Annotated in this window: 19 protein-coding genes; 13 read left to right on the top strand and 6 right to left on the bottom strand. The window is 56.2% G+C overall.

Features of this window, described 5'->3' with window-relative positions; all coding sequences use genetic code 11:
• Window position 1 precedes the first annotated feature (1 nt).
• Window positions 2–994 (top strand): acryloyl-CoA reductase, encoded by a 993-nt coding sequence (gene acuI / locus Q0835_RS20100; protein ID WP_298816991.1) that lies wholly within the window; start codon window positions 2–4, stop codon window positions 992–994.
• Window positions 995–1,010: 16 nt separating this feature from the next.
• Here acuI and Q0835_RS20095 read toward each other — a convergent pair whose 3' ends face one another.
• Window positions 1,011–1,919, bottom strand: a complete 909-nt coding sequence (locus Q0835_RS20095) for a LysR family transcriptional regulator (protein ID WP_298816994.1) — start codon at window positions 1,917–1,919, stop codon at window positions 1,011–1,013.
• A gap of 98 nt (window positions 1,920–2,017) precedes the next feature.
• On the opposite strand from Q0835_RS20095, the gene Q0835_RS20090 reads away from it, so the two are divergent.
• From Q0835_RS20090 to Q0835_RS20065, 6 genes are all read left to right on the top strand, one after another.
• Window positions 2,018–2,635, top strand: coding sequence for an NAD(P)H-dependent oxidoreductase (locus tag Q0835_RS20090; protein WP_298816996.1), 618 nt, complete (start codon window positions 2,018–2,020; stop codon window positions 2,633–2,635).
• 313 nt (window positions 2,636–2,948) lie between these two features.
• The gene (rpmI, locus tag Q0835_RS20085) at window positions 2,949–3,146 is read left to right on the top strand and encodes a 50S ribosomal protein L35 (RefSeq protein ID WP_145345317.1); all 198 of its coding nucleotides are present in this window, start codon (window positions 2,949–2,951) and stop codon (window positions 3,144–3,146) included.
• A 26-nt stretch (window positions 3,147–3,172) separates the two neighbouring features.
• A complete protein-coding gene (gene rplT, locus Q0835_RS20080) occupies window positions 3,173–3,532 on the top strand; it encodes a 50S ribosomal protein L20 (protein ID WP_298817005.1) in 360 nt (119 codons plus the stop codon).
• Window positions 3,533–3,665: 133 nt separating this feature from the next.
• Window positions 3,666–4,310: an exonuclease gene (locus Q0835_RS20075; protein WP_298963929.1), complete on the top strand. Its 645-nt coding sequence runs from the start codon at window positions 3,666–3,668 to the stop codon at window positions 4,308–4,310.
• Between the two features lie 258 nt (window positions 4,311–4,568).
• Window positions 4,569–4,904: a hypothetical protein gene (locus tag Q0835_RS20070; protein ID WP_298963928.1), complete on the top strand. Its 336-nt coding sequence runs from the start codon at window positions 4,569–4,571 to the stop codon at window positions 4,902–4,904.
• Window positions 4,905–5,183: 279 nt separating this feature from the next.
• Window positions 5,184–5,504 (top strand): hypothetical protein, encoded by a 321-nt coding sequence (locus tag Q0835_RS20065; RefSeq protein WP_298963926.1) that lies wholly within the window; start codon window positions 5,184–5,186, stop codon window positions 5,502–5,504.
• A 21-nt stretch (window positions 5,505–5,525) separates the two neighbouring features.
• Here the strand turns inward: Q0835_RS20065 and Q0835_RS20060 are convergent, their stop codons facing one another.
• Window positions 5,526–6,920 (bottom strand): multicopper oxidase family protein, encoded by a 1,395-nt coding sequence (locus Q0835_RS20060; protein ID WP_298963924.1) that lies wholly within the window; start codon window positions 6,918–6,920, stop codon window positions 5,526–5,528.
• A 102-nt stretch (window positions 6,921–7,022) separates the two neighbouring features.
• Window positions 7,023–8,618 carry a gamma-glutamyltransferase gene (gene ggt / locus Q0835_RS20055; RefSeq protein ID WP_298963923.1) on the bottom strand — a complete coding sequence of 532 codons (1,596 nt, stop codon included), beginning with the start codon at window positions 8,616–8,618 and terminating at the stop codon, window positions 7,023–7,025.
• 227 nt (window positions 8,619–8,845) lie between these two features.
• On the opposite strand from ggt, the gene Q0835_RS20050 reads away from it, so the two are divergent.
• The gene (locus Q0835_RS20050) at window positions 8,846–9,280 is read left to right on the top strand and encodes a heme-binding protein (RefSeq protein WP_298817017.1); all 435 of its coding nucleotides are present in this window, start codon (window positions 8,846–8,848) and stop codon (window positions 9,278–9,280) included.
• A gap of 6 nt (window positions 9,281–9,286) precedes the next feature.
• On the opposite strand, the gene Q0835_RS20045 is transcribed toward Q0835_RS20050, so the two are convergent.
• Entirely contained in the window at window positions 9,287–9,778 is a 492-nt protein-coding gene (locus Q0835_RS20045) for a GNAT family N-acetyltransferase (RefSeq protein WP_298963922.1), read from the bottom strand.
• Between the two features lie 3 nt (window positions 9,779–9,781).
• Complete coding sequence (phaR, locus tag Q0835_RS20040) at window positions 9,782–10,375, bottom strand: polyhydroxyalkanoate synthesis repressor PhaR (RefSeq protein ID WP_298817021.1); 594 nt, start codon at window positions 10,373–10,375, stop codon at window positions 9,782–9,784.
• A 318-nt stretch (window positions 10,376–10,693) separates the two neighbouring features.
• On the opposite strand from phaR, the gene Q0835_RS20035 reads away from it, so the two are divergent.
• Window positions 10,694–11,875, top strand: coding sequence for an acetyl-CoA C-acetyltransferase (locus Q0835_RS20035; RefSeq protein ID WP_298963921.1), 1,182 nt, complete (start codon window positions 10,694–10,696; stop codon window positions 11,873–11,875).
• Window positions 11,876–11,989: 114 nt separating this feature from the next.
• Window positions 11,990–12,718 carry an acetoacetyl-CoA reductase gene (phbB, locus tag Q0835_RS20030; RefSeq protein WP_298817026.1) on the top strand — a complete coding sequence of 243 codons (729 nt, stop codon included), beginning with the start codon at window positions 11,990–11,992 and terminating at the stop codon, window positions 12,716–12,718.
• Between the two features lie 61 nt (window positions 12,719–12,779).
• Here phbB and Q0835_RS20025 read toward each other — a convergent pair whose 3' ends face one another.
• Entirely contained in the window at window positions 12,780–13,400 is a 621-nt protein-coding gene (locus Q0835_RS20025) for a TetR/AcrR family transcriptional regulator (RefSeq protein ID WP_298817028.1), read from the bottom strand.
• 71 nt (window positions 13,401–13,471) lie between these two features.
• On the opposite strand from Q0835_RS20025, the gene Q0835_RS20020 reads away from it, so the two are divergent.
• The 3 genes from Q0835_RS20020 to Q0835_RS20010 all read left to right on the top strand — a co-directional run bounded on the left by Q0835_RS20020 (window position 13,472) and on the right by Q0835_RS20010 (window position 14,931).
• Window positions 13,472–14,014, top strand: a complete 543-nt coding sequence (locus Q0835_RS20020) for a redoxin domain-containing protein (RefSeq protein WP_298817030.1) — start codon at window positions 13,472–13,474, stop codon at window positions 14,012–14,014.
• Window positions 14,001–14,396 carry a hypothetical protein gene (locus Q0835_RS20015; RefSeq protein WP_298817032.1) on the top strand — a complete coding sequence of 132 codons (396 nt, stop codon included), beginning with the start codon at window positions 14,001–14,003 and terminating at the stop codon, window positions 14,394–14,396. The genes Q0835_RS20020 and Q0835_RS20015 overlap by 14 nt, the downstream gene beginning before the upstream one ends.
• A gap of 73 nt (window positions 14,397–14,469) precedes the next feature.
• Complete coding sequence (locus Q0835_RS20010; protein WP_298963919.1) at window positions 14,470–14,931, top strand: nuclear transport factor 2 family protein; 462 nt, start codon at window positions 14,470–14,472, stop codon at window positions 14,929–14,931.
• Window positions 14,932–14,997: the final 66 nt, after the last annotated feature.

The following is a 14,997-nucleotide window of genomic DNA, read 5'->3' as shown; positions in this document are numbered from 1 at the left end:
AATGACGTTCAAAGCCCTAATTGTCGACAAGGATGAAGACGGCAAGACCAATGCCTCCGTTCAGGAAATTGATCTGACACAATTGCCTGCTGGCGATGTGACCGTTGCGGTGGATTATTCGACCCTGAACTATAAGGACGGTTTGTGCGTGGGACCGGGCGGCGGACTGGTCAGAAACTACCCGCATGTTCCGGGCATTGATTTCGCAGGCACGGTCGAGGAGTCCAACGACGATTGGTACAAGCCGGGCGACAAGGTTGTGCTGACCGGTTGGCGCGTCGGCGAAGCGTGGTGGGGCGGATACGCGCAAAAGGCCTGCGTGAAGGGCGAATGGCTGGTGCCTTTACCGGAAGGTTTGAGCACCCGGAATGCCATGGCGATCGGAACAGCCGGTTTCACCGCCATGCTGGCGGTGATGGCATTGGAAGAGCATGGCCTGAAGCCTGAAAACGGTCCTGTTCTGGTGACGGGAGCCGCAGGTGGTGTTGGATCTGTCGCGACGGCCATTTTGGCCAATCTCGGCTACGAAGTCGCCGCTGTTACAGGGCGCGAAAGCACCTGGGACTATCTGAAATCGCTCGGTGCCAGCCGCATTGTGCCTCGAGACGATGTCGCTGAGACCGTCAAACGTCCTCTGGAATCGGAAACCTGGGCCGGCTGCATCGATGCGGTTGGCGGTTCGATGCTTGCAAGGGTTCTGGGTCAGATGAAATACGGTGCGTCCGTTGCTGCGGTTGGTCTGGCCGGTGGTGCTGCATTGCCGGCAACCGTCGTTCCCTTCCTGCTCCGCGGTGTCAATCTTCTAGGCATCGACAGCGTGATGAAGCCCTATGACGCACGTCTGAAGGCCTGGGAGAGGCTGGCCAAGGACCTGCCCATGGATAAGCTCGAGGCAATGATCCAGCCCGCGACACTGGAGGATTTACCCAAATTGGGAGCCCATATTCTCAAGGGGCAGGTGAAGGGTCGTGTTGTGGTCGATGTGAACGCCTGACACGGTATCAGGGCGGTCAGACTGCTGGCCGCCCGTAATGCTCTTTCAGAAAATCGATCATCACCCTGACTTTCTGTGGCAGATAAGATCTGCTCGGGTAAACGAGCCAGGCGGCTGTTTCAAAGGATGCAGCGGCGCAGGCATAGTCCGGAAAAAGGTCAATCAGGGTGCCTTTTTGCAGGTCCCGGCTGATCAGCATGATCGGCATGAGGGCGATGCCCATGCCGAGACGTGCCGCCGACCTGATCGACAAGGCGTTAGATATGACGGTCGCGCCACCGATCGGGACGGCGAAGGCCTCCACACCGTCTTGCTCCCGAAATTGCCAATAGGTTCGAAAGCCCGGAATGGCGAACCGGATACACTCCCGCTCCGACAGGTCGTTCGGGTGATGGACTGGGCCCGTTCTTTCGATGTACTCCGGCGAAGCAACTGCCCGGTAACGCGTTGTCATCAGTTTGCTGACAATCCAGTCTCCTTTCGGCATGGAACCGAACCGGACGGCAAGGTCAATTCCATCTGCCCTTAGATCGAGGTTTGCGTCCGAGGCCAGAAGCTCAATGTCAATTTCCGGATACCTGTCCTTGAATTCGGGAAGCACAGGGAGCAAGCATTCCTGAGCAAAGGAAATGCTGACTGTCATGCGCAAGGTTCCCCGCGGAGAAACAGCCGTTGTTCGGGCTTCGTCTCCGGCTGCTTCAAGCTCTTCCAACAGCGGAGCAATGCGGTTCAGATAGAGTTCCCCTTCGCTTGTTGGTGCAAGACTGCGGGTGCTTCGCTGGAACATCCGAAATCCGACATCCTGCTCCAGCTGCGCGATGACGCGCGACACGCTTGAAGCGTCGAGATCCAGAAGTCTGGCAACGGCAGCAAAGCTGCCAAGGTCGCGTACGAGGAGTGCTGTCTTGAGTGTTGAAAGTTCCATTCGTGCAGTTTACGCACGACTTCGATGCGTTTCGACGTATTTTTTGAACTGGCGCATGAAATTAAATCCGACTTGCCATTCACCAAGGAGGTCAGTTCATGACACAGTTGCTTCGCATCAATTCAAGTTCCCGCCGGGAAGGGTCGCATTCTGCAGCCGTGGCAGATGCCTTTGAAGCTGAATTCAGAGCGCAGCATCCGGGATGCAGCGTCATTACCCGAAATGTTTCTGACGGTTCTATTCCGTTCATCGCCCAGAAAACCATTGAAGGATTCTATGCCCCACAGGATGGTCTTCCTCTTGAACTGCAAGCTGCAACGGCCTTGTCGGACAGCCTGATCGCAGAAATTCAGGCATCAGATACGCTTTTGCTTGCGGTCCCGATCTACAATTTCTCAATTCCAGCCGCTCTCAAGGCCTGGGTCGATCAGATTTCGCGCATCGGTCATACATTTTCCATTGGAGAAGGCGGTTTCAAGGGGTTGGTCAAAACGCGTCGCGCGGTTGTTGTCTGTACCTATGGTGCTGAAGGATACCTGGCGGGCGAGCCTTTTTCCGCGGCAAACTTCGTGCAGCCATATCTGGAGTTCCTGTTGAACTTCCTTGGCATAGAAAATGTTGAATTCGTTCATGTGCAGGGTACGGCAATTGCGGCAGCCGACGCATTTGCCGACAGGCTGGAAGCGGCCAAGGTCGAAGCGAAACGCGCTGTATAGGTCTTGAGAAGAGACTTCGAACCGGGACTTAGATTATCCAGCTTTTGAAGATCAGAACACTTGACGCCCGTTGCGCCAGGCTAGTGCGACGGGTGCGGGCTTTTTAGGGCGTCGGGAAACGCCCGTTTCCGGTTGCATTTCCGCGGATCCTCCCATATAAGCGCCCGGTCCAGAGTCGTCCGGCTCGTCGTGGACTGGTTTTCTGCATTCTCTTGCAGGCCTCCATCGACAACCAAGGGCATGCCGTGTCGGCTCTGAATGCACCAAGAAAGAAGCGTCCGTTTGAGCGGACGCACCAAGGAAAGGATGCAAAATGCCCAAGCTGAAGACAAAGTCAGGCGCCAAAAAGCGCTTTAAAGTGACTGCGACCGGCAAGGTGAAAACCGCGCAGGCCGGCAAGCGCCATGGCATGATCAAGCGCACGAACAAGTTCATCCGTAACGCCCGTGGCACCACCACGTTGAGCGATCAGGATGCACGGATCGTGAAGCAGTTCCTGCCCTACGCATAACGCCAGCCCCGAAGGAGATCACCTAAATGTCACGCGTCAAACGGGGCGTAACCGCCCACGCTCGTCATAAAAAAGTTCTGAAGGCCGCCAAAGGTTATTACGGCCGTCGCAAGAGCACCATCCGTGTTGCCAAGCAGGCCGTCGAGAAGGCTGGCCAGTACGCTTATCGCGACCGCAAGGCCAAAAAACGGAATTTCCGTTCGCTCTGGATCCAGCGCATCAATGCGGCAACCCGTCAGCACGGCCTGACCTATGGCCGGTTTATCGACGGTCTGAACAAGGCTGGTGTTGAAGTTGACCGCAAGATTCTGTCCGATCTCGCGATCAATCAGCCCGATGCCTTCAAGGTTCTGGTTGACAGGGCGCAGGGCGCTCTGACCGCTTGATCCAGGCAGTCACGAACAAGATTTCTCTAAAGCGCGGCCTTATCGGGCCGCGCTTTTTATTTAGTTTGCGTGACCACGCTGTTCCGGCCCAGTTAGGCTAGACACTCTCCGGAAAAGAAGCGATGAAGGCCGGATGTCGCATACAATTGTCTTTGACAGCGAGTTCCTGACAGCCCCCGGCGCAAAGGGCCGCATGTGGTGTGGGCCTTTGGACCCCGACCCGTGTGTCGCCCAAATTGGTGCCGTGAAACTGTCTCTTGAGCCGGGCTTCCGTGTGCTTGAGACAGAGCGAGTATTTATCAAAACCGCGGACCGGTATGGAAAGCCGACTGTTGCCGATCCGTTCTTCACAGAATTGACGGGTATCACCCAGGCTCAGATCGATGCCGAAGGAGTAAGACCTGAAGATGCGCATCTGAGCCTGGCCCGAATTGCGGGCGATGCAACGCTGTGGTCCTGGGGCAAGGACGAAATGTTTCTGATGGCGGTTAGCTGCTACGTCGCAGGCGTAGCACCGCCAATTCCGGCCCACCGGTTTGGGAACGCGGCAAGTCTTTTAAACAAGGCGGGTATGCCCTTGGATGATATCGGCAGGACGACGAGCGGAGAACTTGCACAGTACTTCGGTTTGCCAATCCCGCCCGGACGTCATCATGATGCGCTCGATGACGCAATGTCGATCACGGTCTGCCTACAGCATCTTCTAAGAACGGGGCGCCTGGACGCTTCCGACTTTGAGTTGCCAAGTCCCAAAGCCGGGGTCATGGCTCACGCCTGATCAAATCAGGACAGATTCAGAAAACGGGACGGGATTTGCCGGTTTTGCAAAGGCAAGTTCTATTTCTTGTTGCGCGCAATATCCCCGTTTTCCCCGCGCAATGTCCAGTCGCGCACACTTTCGTTAACTTTTGTGACCCTATTTTGGCGGTTTTCCGCGGACAAAAGGTTAACGCCTTCCTATATTGGCATGGTGATTGCGAGGTCTCAGACAGGAAGGCACTGGCTGTGCCAATTTGAAACAAAGAGGCGTTGATACGTGCGAGTGAACCCGGTTGCATCGGCAGGACGTGCCAATGTGAGGCGCAAACGTCCCTCAATGGGAGAGACGGAAAGCGAGCGCCAGGGCAAGAGCTTTGCCTCATATCTGCCGGAGCCGCCCAAGCCGGATCTTGAGCGTGATCATGACGTTTTCAATGGACGCTATTACCCGAATTCAGTCTTTCTGGCCCATCTGATCGCAACACGCGATTACGACATCCAGACCCGTCAGGCCCGCCCTGCTGAAACTCTGTCAGGAGCGAACAGCTATCGCGCTATGGCAGCATTGCCACGTCAGCGTGGGGCTGGACACCTGCTCAAGACAGAGCGCTGATCTTTTCGAAATTTTGAATTCCAGAAGTACCACTGGATAGCCTCGGCCCGGAGCTTCGCTCCGGGTTCTTTTTTGGTTCTCCGGTTCTCGCCCAAGAACCGGACGAGTTTCGGATCCGTTACCCAGGCTGACCGCTTCTGTTGTTGCCGCAGCACTGCCAACCGATTTGTGACGCGCGTCACATTTTTCTGTTGCAAGCTACGCTAGGTTTAAAGACAGATCCGGAATCCCCGGACCTCCGAAAGACTGGCCACGGACTGGCCCACCACGGAGCACAAGATGCAAGTAAGACCCGTTTCAGCTATTCACGCCTTGCGAATTCGCCAAAAACCCTCCGCAGAATTCGTGCCCAATTCAGACCTGTTTACAGTGTCTGAAGGAACGTTCTCCGATATTGATCTGATGCCGGCTCACCTGGCCGCAGAAGAGTTGCAGCGTGACCTTCACGCTGGGTCGCATGCAGAATATGCAACCCAGCTTCTGGCGGGTCGTGACATGTCCGTTGAGAGCGAAATGGAGCGTCAGCTGCATTTGGCGCAATACGCAACGGCTACTGAAGACAGCGAATCCCACTCTTTCACGATCTCATTGTCAGCCTGAATGAGTTCTGGCGACGGTTGATCAGGCCTCGATCCTCAGAAAGCCGGCCAGCCCGGTTTTCTGGTGCTCGATGACGTGACAATGGAACGCCCAGTCACCGGGATTATCTGCCACAAGAGCCACTTCCATCGTTTCATCCTTCAAAAGCAAAGCCGTATCGGTCACGAGTGGCGGAAGGTTGCGTTTGTTTGAACGCAGCAGTTTAAAGGACACTCCGTGGAGGTGGATCGGATGAGCGTTCGGAGATTCGTTTCTGAGGCGCATCACATAGGACCTGCCAAGCTTCATCGTCGCCAAGGGATCGAACGGTCCAGGTGTGTCTCCTGGCCAGGCCATCCGGTTGATTGACCAGAATGTATAGCCAAGTGAGCCACAGATGCTGGCTTGCGGGGCATCTCCCTCCGGCGACCAGCCAAAGACGAAATCGATCACTTCAGCATTGGCGAGATCCGGCTCGGGCACCGGATTGAGCGGAAGCGGCTTCAATTCCTTCAGATCACGCCGGACGCTTTGACCGCTTGCTCTGAATGTTGCCAGAAGACGGTCGCCGCTGGCTCGGCGCAGAAAGAGTTTTACCGTTTCCTCCTCCCGGTCCGGCACCCTCAAAGCAATATCCGCGCGTTGACCTGGCGACAGAACCAGGTCTTTCGCCGGCATGGCTTTGGGCAAGGGATGAGAATCGAGCGCGATGACCCTGGCCTGACCGCCTTCAAGCTCGTAGGTGCCGACGCGGGTCAGGTCCGTGATGGCCAGTCTCAGGCGGACAAGGCTTCCTGCCTGAAGATCGCATACCGGTTCCTTTTGCCAATTGACGGTCGACACCGTTCCGAGCGTGCCGCCGCGCGCAGCATTACGGGGTTTTGTGAAGGCTATGAACTGACCGTCACCGCCGAGGCGAAAATCCCGGATGTTCAACGGCAGGTCTTGGTCGAAGCCAATTTCTTCCGGTTCTTCGACCACCATGAGTCCGGTCAGGCCACGTGCAATCTGTTCAAGCGTGTTGCAATGCGGGTGATACCAGAAGGTCCCTGCATCCGGCGGTGTGAACTCGTACCGGAAGGACTGACCTGTTTCGATCGGATACTGGGTCAGATAAGGCACGCCGTCCATCCGATTGGGAATTCTTAGTCCGTGCCAATGAACGACGGTCGGCTCATCCAGGGCGTTGATGACATTGATTGCCACCTTTTGCCCCTGCCTCACGCGCAGCACCGGCGGCGGCGCATCAGGAAGGAAGCTCATCATGTCGCGCGTTAGCGTCCCGGGCAAAATGGAATGATCGCGATTGGACAGTTTCAGAAAATGCTCTGCGGGTTCCGTAGCCGCAAAGCCTTTAGCCGCAAGGCCCCCTGCGGCAAAAGCTGAAACTGCGCCCGCGCTGCCCAGCAGCAATTCTCGCCTCGATACTGAAGGCATGCCAGTCCTCTTGATTTGAAGGCGCGTCCGGACGCAATCAACACGCAGGCGTACTCTATCGCAAGGACAAAGTGAGGGTGCCCGGAAGCGCCGGGCAATTCGTCAATAGCCTGCCGCGTGACCGTCTTTGCGTGGGTCAGATCCGGCCGTCAACAACCCTCGCGCCTTGTCGATCATGATGGCCTGACTGCCGCCAATGGCTCCCTTTGCCGGCACCACCTGATGACCAAGAGTTCTGAGACCATCCAGTGTTGATGGCGGGATCAGCTTCTCTGCCTGAAGTTCGTGCGTATCCAGATCCATGAACATGCGTGGGAAATCGATCGCAGCCTGTACGTCCATTCCATAGTCGATGATGTTGGTCAAAAGGTGGGCATGTCCGCAGGCCTGGTACTGGCCACCCATCACACCGAAGGATAGCCATGGATTACCGTCTTTGAGCACCATTGCCGGAATGATCGTGTGGAGCGGCCGCTTGCCGCCGTCGATGGAATTTGCGTGACCTGCCTGCGCCTTGAACGCACGGCCACGGCAATGCAGAAGCACGCCGCTGTCCTGTGCAACGATCCCCGAGCCGAAATCCGAAAACAGGGAGTTGATAAAGGAAACAGCCAGTCCATCCTTGTCGACAACGGACAGATAAACTGTATCGGTCTGCGGGTTCAGTGACGATTGGGGCACAGAGGCCATGCGCTTGCTGACTGACACTTCGCTGGCAAGCCGGTCGAGATAATCCGATGCAATCAATCCGGAATGGCAAACGTCCATATAGCCGGGATCAGTGACAAACCTGTCGCGGACTGCGTAGGCAAGCCGTGTTGCTTCCATTTGCAGGTGGAACCTTTCCGGCCCCATCGGATCCAGGTTTTCTAAGTCGAATTTTTCCAAGATCCCAAGCATCACCAGGGCAATAATGCCTTGGCCGTTGGGTGGCAGTTCCGCAACTGTATGCCCCTTATAGTCTCTCAGAACGGGAGAGACTGCTGTCGTATGACAAGCAGCAAGGTCGTCCTCCGTCATCAAGCCGCCACGGCTTTGCAGGGCGTCGACGATATCGCTCGCGATTGGGCCGGAATAAAACGCATCTGCGCCACCTTCGGCGATGGCTTCCAGTGTTGCAGCAAGATGCGGGTATTTGAGGATCGTCCCAATGGCAGGAGCGTTGCCGTCAATGAGGTACCGCGCTGCCGACACCGGATCCGAGGCCAACTTATCAACGTTGTTGGCCCAGTCGTTGGCGACACGTGGCGCAATGGGAAATCCGTCGCGTGCATACTGAATGGCGCGCTTGAACAGCTTGCCAAATTCGGTGGAACCGTGCGCCTTGTGCAACGTTTCCCAGGCGCGAACGGCACCTGGAACCGTGACCGCGTGGGCCGAGGTGTCCGTGATGTCTTCAACACCCAGTTCGGCCAGTTTTTCAGGTGTTGCCGCGCGCGGTGCCGCGCCCGAGCCATTGAAGCCGGTGAGCCGTCCATCGGGTTCGGTAACGATTGCGAAGCAGTCTCCGCCAATACCCGTCATATGCGGTTCGACGACGCACTGCACGGCCACAGCAGCGATAGCTGCATCCACCGCGTTGCCCCCATCCTGCAGGATTTCAAGCGCAGCGCTTGTTGCCAGAGGATGCGATGTTGCCGCAGCTGCTTCGCGCGCAAAAACCGGTGACCGGCCCGGCGCCTGAAAATCACGCTTCACTGAAAATCTCCTGCCCGAAACGTCTATTTATTCCGAATTGCCGCAACTGTTTCCCGACTTTCCCACCTATTCGGCACCGGTTCGATTTGCTAGCAAATCCAAATCGCGGGCTGCACCTTAAGGAGAAGCGGTTGATTGCGCAAACCCACAGCAGCGGGTTTCGTCAATGCAGTGGCGCAAGCAAGGTAAGGTGCCAACCGGCCAACAGACCAGACAGGCGGTAAACAATGACTCTTGGAATGACACTTTCAACGGCAGAGGCAATCACTTCCGCCGCATTGGAAAAAGCAGTTGAGCTCAATCTCAAGCCCCTTACCGTCGCGGTCCTGGACGCTGGCGGTCATGCGGTTCTGGTGAAACGCCAGGACGGCTCATCCATCATGCGCCCCCAGATCGCAACCGGAAAAGCCATTGGAGCATTGGCTGTCGGGACCGGTACACGTTGGTTAAACGCAAACGCGGAGTCGCGGCCCCATTTCGTCAATGCGTTGAACGGCGTTTCCGGCGGGGCGATTGTGCCTGTTCCCGGTGGTGTTCTGATCAAAGGCGATGATGGAGAGACCCTTGGCGCGGTCGGGATTACCGGCGACACGTCTGACAATGACGAAGCTTGCGCAGTTGCCGGTATTGCTGCTGCCGGTCTTGTTGCGGACTGCGGCTGACCCGGTTCAACGGGCTGGGACGTCTTTTCGGAATATGGCCAGTTTTCCGCTGGCCGTTTCCACCTGATCAACCTGCTCCCAGCGCCTGTTCTTTAGAATGGTCATTGCCGATCCCGTCGTTGCATGGATCCGATCAAATCCAAGTTGCGCCGCCTCGTTTTCGGCAGCTGCAACCAGTGCGGTCCCGATGCCATTTCGGCGCAGATCTTCTGGCACAAGCAATGCCGTCAGCCAGGCGCCGGGGTAGAGGTTGGATCCAGGAGAGGTCGATCTGAGCGATACCGTTCCAACAGGTGTCGAGGCTCGGTCCACCGCCACCAGGCATTGCGGCAAGGTGTCAGGTGCTTCCAGGCAGGCCTTCAGGTCTTGTCTCGCGTCGCCCGTGCCGCCTGGTCCATACCAGTGCGGCCAACCAGCTTGATACCAGTCGGAAATCTGATCATGCGGTTGCGGAAGGTCAGACAGATGCAGAATTCCGGCGAGCGCGGGTGCCGTCAAAGATCAGGGCTTGTCGGAAAGCTTGTTGATCTTTTTCTGCATTTCCTCAAGCTGACGCTTCATATCATCGAGATCCGCCGTTTCTGCTTTCTCGGTTTTGGTAGCACCGGCAGCTGCCTGCGCTTCCGGTGAGGCTCCAGCCTCGCCCGTCGGGAACGGCATGAACATTTTCATCGCCCGTTCGAACATTTCCGTGTTGCGTTTGACCTGGTCCTCGATCGCGTCGAAGGCTGTGGCTCCAAAAGCATCGCTCATCTGAGACCGCAGTTTTTCCTGTTCCTTGGTCAAGGATGTCATCGAATATTCAAGAAAACTCGGCACGAGACCCTGCATGCTGTCGCCGTAAAAGCGGATCAGCTGTCTGAGGAACGTCACGGGAAGCAGGTTCTGGCCCTTGCCTTCCTGTTCGAAGATAATCTGGGTCAGTACAGACCGCGTGATATCTTCACCGCTCTTTGCGTCATAGACGACAAAGTCCTCTTCCCCCTTCACCATCACCGCCAGATCCTCAAGGGTGACATAGGTGCTGGTGCCCGTGTTATAGAGCCGCCGGTTGGCGTATTTCTTGATGATTGTTGGCTCGCTGGTTTTGGCCATCCGTCACTTCCGCCTATCTGCCTTACGGCTGGAACGGGATTTACTCCCGCCTCGTTTCGCATTTGATGGCGCCGTCTTCGCAGACGCGTCATCTCCTCCAACTAAGAGACTAAGCCAATCGTAGCGGATCGTGCCACTCTTTTTATGTGCGCCGACGAAAGGATAATGCCGCAAATGCGAAATCAGGCCGCGCATACGGAGAGTCACGGTTGACACGCATGCCGGTGCAGTTTCTAGTCGCCTGATCGATAAGGAACAAAGGTGCCCTAACGGTACCAGCATTCTATGGCCGTCCGGCCTCAAGTCCTGGAGAGTATGATGAGCGCTTCCACCGATGTTGTCATTGTTAGCGCGACCCGCACCCCTGTCGGGTCGTTCAACGGTGCTTTTGCCAATGTGCCGGCACATGATCTTGGTACCATTGTTATGAAAGCAGCGATGGAACAGGCCGGCGTCGACGGCGCTGACATCGACGAGGTGGTTTTCGGTCAGGTGTTGACAGCGGCTCAAGGCCAGAACCCTGCGCGTCAGGCAGCGATCAACGCAGGTATCGCCGACAGTTCGACCGCCTGGACCCTCAATCAGGTTTGCGGTTCCGGCCTGCGGACGGTCGCCATTGCGGCACAGCAGATCCAGACAGGCGACGCATCCATCATGATGGCAGGTGGTCAGGAAAACATGTCCTTGTCTCCGCATGCGGCACATATGCGCAACGGTTACAAGATGGGCGACTACAAGATGATCGATACAATGATCAAGGACGGCTTGTGGGACGCTTTCAATGGTTACCACATGGGTCAAACCGCCGAGAACGTTGCCGAGAAGTGGCAGATCAACCGCGAACAGCAGGATGAATTTGCGGTCGCTTCCCAGAACAAGGCGGAAGCAGCTCAAAAGGCCGGAAAATTCAAGGACGAGATCACACCGGTCACCGTTAAGGAGCGCAGGTCAGAGCGTGTCGTTGAGGATGACGAATATATCCGGCATGGAGCGACCCTTGAAAGCGTTGCAAAGCTTCGTCCTGCCTTTAGCAAGGAAGGGTCTGTGACAGCCGCCAATGCCTCCGGAATCAATGATGGTGCGGCCGCGCTTCTGGTGATGAGTGCAGCAGAAGCCGAAAAGCGTGGCCTGACACCTTTGGTGCGGATTGCGTCCTGGGCAACAGCAGGCGTTGATCCGGCGATCATGGGATCCGGTCCGATCCCCTCGTCGCGCAAGGCTCTGGAAAAGGCAGGCTGGAGTGCAGCTGATCTCGATCTGGTCGAGGCCAACGAGGCCTTCGCAGCTCAGGCATGTGCCGTCAACAAGGACATGGGCTGGAACCCGGACATCGTCAATGTCAACGGTGGCGCAATTGCGATCGGTCACCCGATTGGCGCATCCGGCGCTCGCATCCTGTGTACGTTGATCCACGAAATGAACCGTCGCGACGCCAAAAAGGGCCTTGCAACGCTGTGTATCGGCGGCGGAATGGGCGTTGCCATGTGTCTGGAGCGCTAAGCGCTCAAATGATTTGGATCATGGCCGGCTCAGTCCGGCCATGGCTTAAAAAACTGAGACTTCAAAAACCTCGAGGCCCTAAGGGTCCGAAACCGGAATTCAGGAGGAAGGGGAATGAGCAAGGTCGCATTGGTCACTGGTGGAACGCGTGGCATCGGCGAATCCATTTCGCGTGGTCTTAAGGACGCAGGCTATACGGTGGCGGCCACTTATGCCGGCAATACCGAAAAGGCCGAAGCCTTCAAGGCAGAAACCGGTATTCACGTCTTCAAATGGGACGTCTCCGATCCTGACGCCTGCGCTGCGGGCATTGCAAAGGTTGAAGAGGAGCTGGGACCGGTCGAGGTTTTGGTCAACAATGCGGGCATCACCCGCGACGGCATGTTCCACAAGATGGACTTCGATCAGTGGCGGGCAGTGCTCTCCACCAATCTGGACTCCATGTTCACGATGACCAAGCCGGTGATCAACGGCATGCGCGGACGCGGGTCGGGGCGCATCATCAACATTTCGTCCATCAACGGCCAGAAGGGCCAGATGGGCCAGACCAACTATTCCGCAGCAAAGGCGGGGGTGATCGGCTTCACCAAGGCGCTTGCGCAGGAAAATGCCTTCAAAGGCATCACTGTCAACTGTGTCTGCCCGGGTTACATCAACACCGATATGGTCGCCGCAATGCCGGAAAAGGTTCTTGAAAGCATCGTCGCCGGTATCCCGGTCGGGCGTCTTGGCCATCCGGAGGAAATCGCACAGACCGTTGTCTATCTGGCGTCGGATTCCGCGGCATTCATGACAGGTGCCGTCATGACCATCAATGGTGGCCAGTATATCGCCAACGGCTGATCAATCTGCCAATCAGAGTTCTAAGAAGGCGCCATTGGCGCCTTTTTTATTGTTTCGGGGGTCACCCGGAAGAAGGAGTGGTAAGGATCATCTTGACGCGATGGTCTATGTCCTTGCGCATGGCGTCCGCTGTCCAGCCTGCGCGGCCCCGGAACATGTATCCCTGCCGAATGTCATACAGGAAACGCGCGCGCTCCAGGGACGGGAAATCCGGCGGCAACACGCCTTTTTCCTTTTCCAGGTCAAAGCGGGCTGCCAATCGTTTGTCCGTGTCGTCAATAGCTTTTTCAACTCGTTCTGAAACGCCCTCGACTTCACCAATGCTGGCTGAAACGCTTGATGCCAGAAAACAGCCTTTTGCGCCGCTTTCATGCGCGGTGGCGTAGATGATCACCTGTTCCAGGAACCCCTTGACGGCCCGCTCTATGTCCGGCTCGGCCTCAAAGGCAACAACCGGTGCGCAGCCATCGACATCGCCGTAAAGGTCAATGGTCTTCAGAAAAAGTTCCCGTTTGTCGCCAAAGGCGGCATACATGCTTGGTCCGCTGATCCCCATCGCACCTGTCAGGTCTTTCAGCGAAGCGCCGTCATAGCCCTTTGCCCAGAACACATTCATCGCCGCCATTAGCGCCTCGCGACTGTCAAAGGTGCGCGGGCGACCCATTTTTTTTGTATCGTTCAATATATAATCCTTGACTTGCGTATATTTTGTATATTTATGTATCGATCATTATATATCTCAAGGAGCACCCGATGGCAAATCCAAAGCCTCTTGTAGGGGATACTTTCCCGCAAATCACGGTACCCAGACTGGGTGGCGGTGAGTTGACACTCGGCAAGCCCGGAACCGGCCGTGGTTGGCAACTGGTTGTGGTCTACCGCGGCAAGCACTGTCCTATCTGTACCCGCTATTTATCTGAGCTTAACGCCATTCTTCCCGACCTGAACAAGATCGGAGTAGATGTCGTTGCCGTTTCTGCAGACCCTGAAAACCGCGCGCAGGCCCAGATCGCCGAAGCCGGAGCTGATTTTCCTGTTGGCATCGAATTGACCGTCGACCAGATGCGCCAGCTCGGACTTTACGTTTCTGACCCTCGTTCTGCGGAAGAAACCGACCGGCCTTTTGCTGAGCCCGGGCTCTTTGTGATCAATGATGCAGGCAAGCTGCAGGTCACTGATATTTCCAATGCACCATTTGCCAGGCCTGCCCTTTCCTCACTGTTGATGGGGCTGAATTTCATCAAAAACCCGGAAAACAACTACCCGATCCGAGGAACACATCATGTCCAGAACTGACGACCAGGCAACGGCAGTGAGAGCGGTGATTGAGCGGCTGATCGAAAATGTTTCGGCGAACACGGCTTCGATCCTAAATGAAACCTATCATGACGACATGACCGTCATCATGCTGAGCCCGGAAGATAAAGCCATTGTCCTGGACAAGCAGCAAATGACCGAAACCGTCACGACGACGCTTGAACAGAACAACGGTGCAATAGGAACCTGGGCCAAGTTTCATCATGTCTCCGTCAATGGTGACACGGCACATGTTCTGCTTTCCAGGCGCAACGAACTGACCGGGCCAGATCAGCAGATCACGCTCGGTATTGATTTGGTCAATCAGGACGACCGCTGGCAAATCACGCGCGAAGTGATTGTTACAAGGCCTGTTTCCTAGGCCAACAGGTTCGAAGGGGCCCGGCTGCTCACGGGTCGGGCATCTGCATTTCAAGAAAATCAGGACTAATCAGATGAGTTTCAAATCGAGAACTATAGGCTTTTCGATTGCTTTAGTGCTCTCCGTTGCACCATTAGCCGTGTCGGCGGATCAGGAGGGCGCAATCGCAGCGCTGAAAGGCCTCAATGATCGTTTTAACGAAGCTGCCTCCAACCACGATGCAGCCGGTATCCTGTCGCTCTACGCGGACGACACAGTCTGGATTGCGCCCGGAAAACCTGCAGTCAAAGGATTGGAAGAACCCAGGAAGCTGTTCGAGTTCGTTACGTCGAACAAGGGTGACGTCAGTCATTCGATCGATACGCTTTTTGTGTCTGACGATGGAACGCTTGCGGTAATGATCGGATCGGTCGATGCCAAGATTGAAAGCGCCGGCATGGATGCGACGGGCACTTTCCTCTATGTCCTGCGACCCGGCGACCAAGGCTGGGAAGTGGCCGCTGACATGTGGCATCAGCATGAGGAACAGCGTTGAAAGTCCGGTCCATGGCTCGTTGACCGGTAGCAGATGAACGCCCTAATGACGAAAAAGGCGCTTTTA

This window comes from uncultured Roseibium sp., from assembly GCF_947499295.1.
Classification (GTDB): Bacteria; Pseudomonadota; Alphaproteobacteria; order Rhizobiales; family Stappiaceae; genus Roseibium.
Note: the sequence above shows the minus strand (reverse complement) of the source record. Positions and strands in the feature narration are given on the sequence as shown.